Source organism: Actinocrinis sp., from assembly GCF_035605935.1.
Taxonomy (GTDB): domain Bacteria; phylum Actinomycetota; class Actinomycetes; order Streptomycetales; family Catenulisporaceae; genus Actinocrinis.
Genome location: NZ_DATNGK010000138.1, coordinates 1 through 10,558, shown reverse-complemented (window position 1 = coordinate 10,558; position 10,558 = coordinate 1). Strand labels below are relative to the sequence as shown.

The 10,558-nt window shown below is 67.1% G+C and carries 7 protein-coding genes and 1 pseudogene; 4 read left to right on the top strand and 4 right to left on the bottom strand.

Annotation, left to right across the window (positions count from 1 at the left end):
- On the bottom strand, nucleotides 1–1,159 hold a 1,159-nt coding region (locus tag VN779_RS11860), incomplete at its 3' end, for a glycoside hydrolase family 27 protein (RefSeq protein WP_325722540.1).
- 114 nt (nucleotides 1,160–1,273) lie between these two features.
- On the opposite strand from VN779_RS11860, the gene VN779_RS11855 reads away from it, so the two are divergent.
- Nucleotides 1,274–2,674, top strand: coding sequence for a hypothetical protein (locus VN779_RS11855; protein WP_325722539.1), 1,401 nt, complete (start codon nucleotides 1,274–1,276; stop codon nucleotides 2,672–2,674).
- Nucleotides 2,675–2,760: 86 nt separating this feature from the next.
- Here VN779_RS11855 and VN779_RS11850 read toward each other — a convergent pair whose 3' ends face one another.
- The 3 genes from VN779_RS11850 to VN779_RS11840 form a co-directional block, all read right to left on the bottom strand.
- A complete protein-coding gene (locus tag VN779_RS11850) occupies nucleotides 2,761–4,119 on the bottom strand; it encodes a GH39 family glycosyl hydrolase (RefSeq protein ID WP_325722538.1) in 1,359 nt (452 codons plus the stop codon).
- 10 nt (nucleotides 4,120–4,129) lie between these two features.
- Complete coding sequence (locus VN779_RS11845) at nucleotides 4,130–5,092, bottom strand: hypothetical protein (RefSeq protein WP_325722537.1); 963 nt, start codon at nucleotides 5,090–5,092, stop codon at nucleotides 4,130–4,132.
- A 413-nt stretch (nucleotides 5,093–5,505) separates the two neighbouring features.
- Nucleotides 5,506–6,702, bottom strand: coding sequence for an ROK family transcriptional regulator (locus VN779_RS11840; RefSeq protein ID WP_325722541.1), 1,197 nt, complete (start codon nucleotides 6,700–6,702; stop codon nucleotides 5,506–5,508).
- Nucleotides 6,703–7,266: 564 nt separating this feature from the next.
- On the opposite strand from VN779_RS11840, the gene VN779_RS11835 reads away from it, so the two are divergent.
- The 3 genes and pseudogenes from VN779_RS11835 to VN779_RS11825 all read left to right on the top strand — a co-directional run.
- The gene (locus tag VN779_RS11835) at nucleotides 7,267–8,682 is read left to right on the top strand and encodes a glycoside hydrolase family 30 beta sandwich domain-containing protein (RefSeq protein ID WP_325722536.1); all 1,416 of its coding nucleotides are present in this window, start codon (nucleotides 7,267–7,269) and stop codon (nucleotides 8,680–8,682) included.
- A 179-nt stretch (nucleotides 8,683–8,861) separates the two neighbouring features.
- Nucleotides 8,862–9,809, top strand: a pseudogene (locus VN779_RS11830) (arabinofuranosidase catalytic domain-containing protein); the annotation flags it as partial.
- Between the two features lie 223 nt (nucleotides 9,810–10,032).
- Nucleotides 10,033–10,558 (top strand): arabinofuranosidase catalytic domain-containing protein (locus VN779_RS11825; RefSeq protein WP_349260746.1); only part of this gene is annotated, 526 nt, incomplete at its 3' end.

Below are 10,558 nucleotides of genomic sequence, written 5' to 3'. Positions count from 1 at the left end.
GCACGGCGCCGGTCCACAGATCGGTGAGCGTGTAGCTGCTCGCGCCGCTCTTGCCGATGGCCGAAGCAGTGGTGCTGACGGTGGCGGCGGCGCTGTTCTCGTTGAACAGGACCACGGCCACATCACCGTTGGCCAACGGCTTGGCCAGCACGTCCAGGCCGCCGGAGGAGCGGATCATCCGGCCCTGTCGGCCGAGCGAGTCCTGGTCGACCGCGATGACCGCCTTGTTGCCCAGGATGGACAAGGTGGTGGCGCTGGCGTTGACCAGGTTGTCTCCGGCCAGCAGCGGAGCGGCCATCTCGGCCCAGAGGCTGAACTCGGTGTGGTCCTCGGTCGCCGTCATGCCGTTGCCGATCTCCAGCATGTCGGGGTCGTTCCAGTGGCCGGGCGCGGCGTACTGCGAGAGCGTGACGTTCTTGTGGAAAATGCTCAGCATGCTGGCATAGTTGGGCTGGATGTCGTTGGTCGTGCGCCACAGGTTGCCGACGTTGGCGGCCCACAGCCAGGGCGAGCTGAAGCCGATTTCGCAGATGCTGTAGACCATCGGACGGCCGGTCGCCTGCAACGCGTTGCGCATGGTGGTGTAGCGGGTCTGGGCACTGACGCCCTGGTTGTAGCAGTTGTCGTACTTGAGGTAGTCCACCTTCCAGGACGCGAACAGCTTGGCATCCTGGGACTCGTGGCCGAGGCTGCCCGGGTATCCCTTGCACGTGTGCGTTCCGGCATCCTCGTAGATGCCCAGCTTCAGGCCCTTGGCGTGCACGTACGCCGCAGTCCCGGAGATGCCGTCCGGGAACTTGGTGTAGTCGGGCCGCAGATTGCCGCTGGAGTCGCGGGTGGACTGCATCCAGCAGTCGTCGATGTTCACGTACTGGTATCCGGCCGTGGCGAGCCCCGAGGACACGATCTTGTCAGCGGTCTGCTTGACCAGGGCTTCGGACACGTTGCACTTGTACGCGTTCCAGTCGTTCCAGCCCATCGGCGGCGTCAGGGCGAGTCCGTTGGCCAGCGCGTTCGCCGATCCGGCCGAGGGCCCGGCGACCAGCGCGGCAGCCGCGCCGGCCACCAGGAGCGCAGCCACCGCCGCGGCCAGGGCTTGGCGCCGGCGGTGCGAGCGCGGACAAATCAGTGTTGATATGGGCGCTATGGTGTACTTCATGATTTTTACCTACAATCCTCGACAATTGAGTCGAATCGATCCGACAATCCGGCACCCCTGGGGCGCACCCATGGCGCGCGGCGGAGACCGGGTTCGTCGGTAGGGAGGGTTCTGATGATCAGAGTTCTGGAGCGTCGGCGCGCTGCCGGCGCCCTGCTGGCCGCGAGCGTGGCCACCGCGCTGTGCGCGTCCGGCGCCGGGACCGCGGCCGCGGCGGGAACGAGCACCGCGACGACGAGGGCTGCGACGCCCGTGACCGTCACCGTCAGTTCGGCCGGCAGCGGGCAGTCCGGCACCGGTTTTGCCGGCTTCAGCTATGAGAAGGACCGGGTCGGCGCGGGCATGTTCGACGCGCACGACACCAATCTGGTCAGCCTGTTCCGGCTGCTCGGGCCGAGTGTGCTGCGCCTCGGCGGCAACCTCGTCGACATGGTGAACTGGAACCCGACCGGCTCCGGAGGCTCGGCCTCGCAGATCGCCCCGGCCGACGTGGACAAGCTCGCCGCGTTCGTCCACGCGACCGGCTGGAAAGTGCTTTACGGGATCAATCTGAAGACGAACAACTCCGCGAACGCGGCGTCCGAGGCGGCGTACGCGGCCAAGGCGCTCGGATCGAGCCTGCTCGCCTTCGAGATTGGCAACGAGGTCAACTACTACACCAGCGAGTCGGCGTACGAAGCCTCCTACAACAACTACGTCAAGGCGATCCGCGCGAAGGTGCCCAGCGCGGTGTTCGACGGACCCGGCACCGCCGGGACGACCTCGTGGCTCACGCCGTTCGGCACGCACGAGCGCAGCAATGCCCTGACGATCCTGTCGATGCACGCTTACATCGGCAACAACTCCGGCGCCACGATCTCGGGCATGCTCGCCTCCACCGCGCCGGGTGGAGTGCTGACGAATCTGTGCAGCGCCGTGGGCGGTGCCCGCGCGGCCGGTGGAGTCGCCCAGTGGCGAATGACTGAGGCGAACTCGTACTTCCACGGCGGTGAGCCGGGTGTCAGCGACGTGCAGGCGGCCGCGCTGTGGGCGTTGGACTTCATGGACGACGTGGCCGCGCACGGCGGCTCCGGGGTGAATTTCCATGGCGGCACCTCCACTCAGTTCCCGCTGTACTATTCGCCGATCATGTTCAGCGGCCTGAACCCGACCGGCGTGCAGGCGGTGTACTACGCCGAGCTGCTCTGGAGCCTGGCCGGCGCGGGCACGCTGCACTCCGCGACCGTCTCGGGCGCGTCCGGGGTCACCGCGTGGGGCATCGGCGCGAATGTGATGCTTGACAACAAGAGCTCTGCGACGCTCACCGCGACCGTGCACCTGTCGGGTTCCGCGACGAGGGCGGCCGCCTATCCGCTGACGGCGCCGTCACTCACGTCTAAGAGCATTACCATCGCGGGATCCGGCGTGAGCGTGACTGCGGCTTTCCACCCGACGCCGCAACAGCTCACGGTCTCTGGCAGCACAGTCACGGTCACCGTGCCGGCTGGAAGCGCGATGCTGATCGTCACCGGCTGAGGATCTGCCTTCCCGTCCGCGGCGTCCGGATCTTGGATGTCGTGGACGGGAAGGCTTTGCCGCGGCTACGCCAGCGGTCTCCCGCGTCAGGGTTCGATGGTGATGGTGTAGCCGTCCTTGGCGTTGGTCCAGGGCACTGAGACGGCGATGGCGTTGTTGTTGACGGTGACGGTGGTGTCGGAGACGGTCACCGGGCCGGTGACGGCGCCGCCGTTGTTGTCGGGCACTCGCTGCAAGATGACTCTGACGTGGCCGCCGCTGATCAACCCCGAGACGGTGTCCAGGCGGTTGATGTTGACGGTCATCGTGCCAGTGGTGCCGTGGTTGCCGAGCAGGACCTTGACAATCCCGGTGTTCTTCGAGGCCACCGCCTCCAGGTCGGTGCTCGGCGTGGTGGACACCAGATTGCCGGTCATCGAGCCGTAGAAGTCGTACATCCACCATTCTCCGCGCGGCTGGTACTGCCCGGCCCCGTTCTTGACCAGCAGATTGGCCTCGTAATCCTCTTCGCCCATTCCGCTGGCCCAGTTGCCGCGCAGCCCGTCGGCCCCGGCGCGCTCGAGCCGCCCGATATACCAGGCGCCGGGCCCGGCGTGCTGCTGGCCGAAGGTGGCGTACTCGTTGATCTGGTACGGCCGGGTGCGGCTTATGCCGTGCGCGGCCAGCAGAGTGTCGGCGTTATGCGTCTCGGGTACTGGGTCGCCGGGCTCGTCGTGCCAGCTGTAGATATTCGGCAGAACGCTGTTGGCCTTCGTGAAGTTGAGGAACGCCGTCCACCAGGCGCTGCCGGTTGACGGTTTGAAGGCGGTGCTCGGCCCCACGATGACCGCGTTCGGGATCGCGGCGCGTACTGCTTTGTAGGCTCGCGACCACATGGCCAGGTACTGAGACTGCGATCTGGCCCAGAACCCGGTGAGGTCAGGCTCGTTCCACAGATCCCACTCCACATTCAGGCCATTGGCCTTCACGTCGGAGATGAGGGTGCTCAGGAAGTTGTCGAAGTCGGTCCAGTTTCCGTTGTCGCCGGGCAGCGGTGCGCTGCTCCCGCTGCCAGCGCCCCAGAGGTCGTGCGGCAGGATGATGAACGTCCCGCCGAGCGCCGCGGTGCGCTTGGCTTGAGCGAGGGTCGAGTTCCAGCGGCGGGCGTACGTGCCGAAGATCCAGCCGCCGGGATTGCCCAGATGCGCGCCGCCCGCGCGTTCGAACTGAAACTTGATGTTCCGGTAGTACTGGTCTGGAGGGTTGGTGGCGTTCTCGGTCATTCCGTGGAGCGTGCCGGAGGCCCGGTACTGTGGGGTGCCGAGCGTGGTCGACAGGTTCACCGTCACCGTTTCGCTCGCCGCGTTCGCCGGGCCAGGCAGGGCGACGGCGATCACCGCCGCGGATGTGAGGGTGCTGACCGCGGCAGTCAGCGCGCCCGCTCCTCGGGTTCGAAGTCGTGGCATCGGTTTGTCCTCAGTGTGAGGGTACGTAAGGGCACTTGGGGTGGTAGATCGAGATGGTGCTCGGGTCCGGCAGGCTCGGACAGAGGAACTGTTCGTACCGGGTGTCGTTGTCGAGGAAGATCTTCAGCCAGGGGATCAGTAGCTTCATCTCGACGTTGTTCGGGTGCAGGTAGTAAAGGTGCGTCGCGCCGGCGATCTGCGCGAAAGCGCTCTGCGTCGAAGCGGGCAGGGTGGCATACAGGCCGGCCAGGTACGTTGGGGTCACCGCGGTGTCCTTCTGGCCGCCGACGACCAGAGTCGGCACCTTGTCCGTGGCCATGCTCAGACCGTTGCCCGGGAACCCGGGAGCGAGTCCGACCATCGCCTTGAGCGATGGCTGGCGTTCCGCGGCGATGATCGCACCGGCTCCGCCCGCGGAGTGCCCGAGCACCGAGAGCCGGTGTGGGTCGACGCGGTTGCGGATCGGGCTCTGCGTGGTCAGCCACGTCAGCCCCGCCAGCAGTTCGGTGGCGCGCGCGTCGGCGTTGTCGGTGCGGCTGTTGGTTTCGATGCCGAGCACGACGAAGCCGAAGGAGGAGAGCCACGGCCCCATCCAGGCCTCTTCATTGCGGAACAGGGCCGTATATCCGGGCACGATGGCCAGCGCGCCCCAGGTGCCGAGGCTGGTGTCGGTGGGGTAGTAGACCGTCCCGCCGTTGAAGCCGTGACCGGTCGGAACGCTCATCTGCGCGGTGGCGAAGGGGCCGTGGGTGGCCTCGATCATGGCCAGGGTAGGGTTCGGCCCGCGCTGATAGGGATTGCCGGGCGTGGCGTGCGACGCGGGTGCGGCTCCAGGTGCGGGTTGGGCGGAGGCCGGCAGCGCCGTGAAAAGCATCGCCACGAGCGCTACCGTCGCGGCGAGCGCGCTCAGCAGGATTCGGGCCGAGCGCGTTCGAAGGTTGAGTGGGCACGCGGATATGGCAGCTTTCAGCATGGTAGATCTCCTCGATACGTGGGCATCAGAGGGCTGTTATTAATTGGCCGGGCGAATAAGGCGAGGCCGCTGGGTCGGCTGTCAGATCAGCACGGCCCGTGAGCGAATCGCCCGCGCAGTGAAAGTGTCGGCGCGCAGTGGCCTGGTATGGCGGATGAAACCGCTGTCAGTCACGCGCCTTTTCGATCCGGTTCGACACCGTGTCCGGTTCGGTGTGACATGCCGGAATCTCGAAACTTCTGGTCATCATGGCGTGAGCAGTCCGGTTGCGCAAGTACTCGTTCGATGGATCATCAGGCCACAGAGAATCGGCCCAGCTGAGCGCGTGTGTGTCGAATCGTATCGACGTGTTCGATGGATGAAAGCGGCTGTCTTCCTGGGCCTGCGGCGCTGGTTTTCCGGGGCGCTGGTCTTCAGGGGCGGGTCGGGGCCGCGGAGCGCGACGCGCTGACGAAGCGCGTCGTCGCGTGCAGAATGGTCGCGATCGCGCCGAGCGCCACGGCGCGATCGCGAAGTTGGCCCTTGCACACCGTCACATGTCCGCCGGCGAACGGCAGCGCGTCGCGATCCAGCGCGTTGCGCAGCGGCGGCAGCACGATGTCGCAGGCGGCGGCCAACTCGCCACCGATGATCACCCGGTCCGGGTTGAACAGGTTGCACACGATCGCCATCGCGGATCCGACCCGCTGGCCGGCGTCGGCGAGCACGCGGCCGCAGGCACGGTCGCCCGCGAGGGCCAACGCGACCACATCATGCGTCGTCAGATCGGCCCCGTAGTGCGTGCGCAGCTGGCCGAGCAGAGCGGGCAGCCCGACGTAGGTCTCTAGGCAGCCGCGGTTTCCGCAGCGGCAGATCTGCCCGGCCGGGTCGATGGTCATGTGCCCGAATTCGGCGGCGGTCCCGCAGGACCCGCGGAAGATGCGGCCGCCCAGCACGAAACCGGCGCCGACGCCCGTGCCGAGCTTGATGTACACCGCGACCTGTGACCCCTGGCCGGCGCCCCAGGTGACCTCGGCCAGCGCGCCGAGATTGCCCACGTTGTCGACGAGCACCGGCAACTCGAGCCGAGCGGCGAGTTCCTCGCCGGGTCGCAGCCCCACCCAGCTTGGCGCGATGCTCGAGGAGCCGACGGCTCCGGTCAGCGTATTGACTGGGCCGGGCACGCCCGCGCCGACGCCGATCACTTTGGTCCGATCCACCCCCGAGGCGATGAGCGTTTCCTCGGCCATGGCTACCGCGGTCTGCAAGGCGTGGCGCGCGTCGTGATCCCGGGTCAGGATCCGGGTGTTCTCGGCGAGCACCGTGTGCGCCAGATCGGCCACGATGACCCGCACGTGGGTGTGGCCGAAGTCGATCCCCACGACCACGCCGGCCGAGGGGTTGAGGGTGAGCAGGGCGCCCGGCCGTCCTTGCCGCGGCTGCACGCTGGTGTCAGTGCTCTCGGTCTCGACGACCAGGCCTTCGCGATACAGCGCGGCGACGACGTTCGAGACCGTGGCCCGGGAAAGGCCGAGCGATCGAGCGAGGTCGGCGCGGGTCAGCGCGCCACGGGTACGCAGCAGCTCGATAACCCGTTCCCGGTTCCCGATCCGAGCGTCCGGCATTCGCATATGCACAGCTGTTGTGTACACCGACGCCACATCACCGGCAAGAGTTGAACAAAATGACATCCCATGTCGAGCCGGATCGCGTCCGAGAAGGCGGCAGGCGTGCGAGCAAGTGTCGGACGGTTGTCAATATTCGACAGTTGTTCGACGCGCATAACGGCTATTACGGACACTTTTGTTCATAACGTTGACACTTCGGGGAGGGTGGTCCGAGCATCTGGCATGCGGTCGCGCGATCGCTTGGTAGCGGGCCGTGACAAAGCTGTGCGGTCTGCCGCTAATACCCACAATCGCCCAAGGACGTGCGAAGTGAATCAGTACTGGCACCCTGGCTGACACCGGTATGAGGATGTTAACGCTCACATCCGTGGGATGTCAGCCTGCCGCGATGTCCACTGTCCGGTGTCGATGTCCGGCGCGACGAATCCCCTGAACCCTGCATACCTGCCCGTGCCGACCGGCGCGGACGCAGCGCCGCCGTCCACTGGCCGGCGCTCACAGACGATTGATCAGGCGTGACCAAAGCCGTCGCCACCCACCGATTCGACGGCTGGCAGGGAGTCCATCATGTCTCGAACCGCACGCCGCGTGCGCCTCGTCGCCGCGGCGACGGCCAGCCTCGCGGGCATCGGCTCGGTGTTCGCGTTCGGCACGCCGGCGAACGCCGCGCCGACGGTGACCGTCGGCGGCAGCTCGTATCAGAAGATCGACGGGTTCGGCATCTCCGAGTCCTTCAACATGGCCAACGCGATCCGGGGGCTGAGCGGGTCGGCGCAGAAGCAGGCGCTGGACCTGTTGTTCAACACCTCGAACGGCGCGGGCTTCAGCATCATCCGCAACGACATCCCCTCGGGCAGCGATTCGATTGAGCCGAGCAGCCCCGGCAGCCCGTCGGCGACGCCGCACTACGTGTGGAATCCGTCCAACGGCGGCACCGAGGACGGCCAGCTGTGGCTGGCGTTGCAGGCGAAGAACAACTACGGAGTGACGAACTTCTACAACAACGCCTGGACGCCGCCGCCGTACATGACCAACAGCGCGGACCGCGGCGGGCTGTGCGGGGTGCCGGGAGTCTCCTGCGGCAGCGGCGACTGGCGCCAGGCCTATGCGAACTACCTCGTGCAGGACGCGAAGTTCTGGTCGTCGGCCGGGGTGACGCCTTCGACCCTCGGCTTCGTCAACGAGCCCGCGACCAGTACCAGCAGCTTCGGCAGCATGTTGTTCACGCAGTCCCAGGCGGTCAACTTCTTGGGCGTGCTCGGTCCGACGCTGCGTTCCTCCGGCCTCTCGACGAAGATCACCTGCTGCGACACGCTCGGATTCAACCAGCTGCCGAGCTACGTGAGCGCGGTGGAAAGCAACTCCGCGGCGAACTCGGCCGTCGGCGTGTTCACCAGCCACGGCTACGCGGGCGCGCCGACCTCGCCGATCAACTCTGCCGGCCGGTCCGTCTGGGAGTCGGAGTGGTCCATCAACGGCAACCAGTGGGACGGCTCCTGGGATGACAACGGCCAGGCCGACGGCTTCAACTGGGCGCAGAACGTCTTCACCTCGATGACCCGCGGGAACGACAACGCGTTCTTCTACTTCTGGGGCATCAGCACCACCCAGCACGACAGCTCCCTGATCGGGCTCAAGGGCTCCACGCTGACCCCGGCGAAGCGGTACTACGCACTGGCCAGCTACAGCAGGTTCGTCCGGCCCGGCGCGACGCGGATCTCCGCGACGACCGGGAACGGCCTTGACGTCGCCGCCTTCAAGAACACCGACGGCTCGGTCATCGTCGTGGTCCTCAACACCAACAGCGGCAGCACCTCGGCGACCTACGCGGTCTCCAGCGCCGGACTGTCGAGCGGCACCGTGACTCCGTACCTGACCAACTCGGGCAGCAGCCTCGCGCAGCAGTCCACGCTCTCGCTGAGCAGCGGCTCGTTCACCGCGACGGTGCCCGGGCGCTCCCTGATGACCTTCCGCATCCACTAGGCGGGGCGATCGTGCTCGCCGCGAGCCGCCCGCAGCAGCGCCGGCGGAAGAAGGGTGTAAGCATGCTCATGCGATGTATCAAGATTCGTACTCGGGTCGGGGCCGTGCTCGCCGCGTGTGCGCTGGCCCTCGCCGGTGCCGCCGTTGCCGGCACTCAGGCCGCGTCGGCGGCGACCAGCCTGCCGTGCGACATCTACAAGGCGGGTGGAACCCCGTGCGTCGCCGCGCATAGCACTGTTCGTGCGCTGTACGCGGCGTACAACGGCCCGCTCTACCAGGTGCGTCGCAGCTCGGACAGTCACACGCTGAACGTTGGTGTGCTGAGCGTCGGCGGCTACGCGAACGCCGCGGCTCAGGACTCCTTCTGCGCAGGCACCTCCTGTGTCATCACGGCGATCTACGATCAGTCCGGACACGGCAACACCCTGCTGTATCAGGGCCCCGGCGGGGCTGGCGGCAACGACACCCCGTCGAGCGCCACCCGGCAGTCGCTGACGGCCGGCGGGCACAAGGTGTACGACCTCTACATCAACCCGGGCAACAGCTACTGGCGCAACGGCTCCTCGACCGGCGTTCCCAAGGGCAGCGCGCCGCAGGGCGCGTACATGGTGACCTCGGGCACGCACGTGAACCGCGGCTGCTGCTTCGATTACGGCAACAGCGAGACGGATCGGCGCGCGGACGGTGCGGGCGCCATGGACGCGATCAACTTCAGCACCAGTTGCTGGTTCGGCGGCTGTACCGGCAGCGGCCCGTGGGTCCAAGCAGACCTCGAATATGGCCTGTTCCCCGGTGGCAGCAGTAAGTGGAATCCGAACCAGCGCGCGTTCACCAACACCTACGTCACGGCGATGCTGAAGAACAACGGCACTACGCGCATGGCGCTCAAGGGCGCCAACGCCCAGTCCGGCATGCTGACCACGCTGTGGGACGGATCGCTGCCGCGCGGCTATGACCCGATGAAGCAGCAGGGAGCGATCGTGCTCGGCAGTGGAGGGGACTGCTGTGCGCACAACACCAACCTGAGCGCGGGCACCTTCTACGAGGGCGCCATCACCGCGGGTTACCCCTCGGACGCCACCGACAACGCGGTCCAGGCCAGCATCGTCGCCGCCGGTTACCGCTGAGCGCCGAGCAGGGCGCTGCGATGAACCTGAGCCAGCCGGTCCCGCGGGGGAGTGGGACCGGCTGCACGAGAAGGCGGCGCGCCGAACCCGAAGCGCCGGCTTACCCACTTTGAAGGACGGAGTTACACCAGTGAAGACCTCGAAAGCGCGTCCGCGCCGTCGTCGCCTCACGCTCGCCGCCGCGGCGACGGCACTCGTCGGTGCCGGTCTGAGCGCGTTCGCGATGCAGCCGGCTTCGGCGGCCACCAGCCAGCCGTGCGACATCTTCGCGGCCGCGGGCACGCCGTGTGTCGCGGCGCACAGCACGACTCGGGCTTTGTTCGCGGCCTACAACGGTCCGCTCTACCAGGTGCGGCGCAGTTCCGACAGCCACACGGCGAACATCGGCGTGCTGAGCGCCGGCGGCTATGCCAACGCGGCCGCGCAGGACTCCTTCTGTGCCAACACCAACTGCGTGATCACGGTCATCTACGACCAGACCTCGCACCACAACAACCTGACCCAGGCGCCTCCCGGAGGCTTCAAAGGCCCGGCAGCCGGCGGATACGACAACCTCGCCAACGCCAAGTCCGCGCCGACCACGCTCAACGGCCACAAAGCCTACGGCGTGTACATCCCGGCAGGCACCGGTTACCGCGATGACAGCACCTCCGGCGTAGCCACCGGTAACCAGTCCGAAGGCATGTACGACGTGCTGGACGGCACCCACTACAACGGCGGCTGCTGCTTCGACTACGGCAACGCCGAGA

Bases quoted from the DNA above. Each gene is read 5' to 3' on its own strand.
- VN779_RS11835 (WP_325722536.1), top strand. From the start codon at position 7,267: ATGTCTCGAACCGCACGCCGCGTGCGCCTCGTCGCCGCGGCGACGGCC.
- VN779_RS11850 (WP_325722538.1), bottom strand. From the start codon at position 4,119: ATGCCACGACTTCGAACCCGAGGAGCGGGCGCGCTGACTGCCGCGGTC.
- VN779_RS11840 (WP_325722541.1), bottom strand. From the start codon at position 6,702: ATGCGAATGCCGGACGCTCGGATCGGGAACCGGGAACGGGTTATCGAG.
- VN779_RS11845 (WP_325722537.1), bottom strand. From the start codon at position 5,092: ATGCTGAAAGCTGCCATATCCGCGTGCCCACTCAACCTTCGAACGCGC.
- VN779_RS11855 (WP_325722539.1), top strand. From the start codon at position 1,274: ATGATCAGAGTTCTGGAGCGTCGGCGCGCTGCCGGCGCCCTGCTGGCC.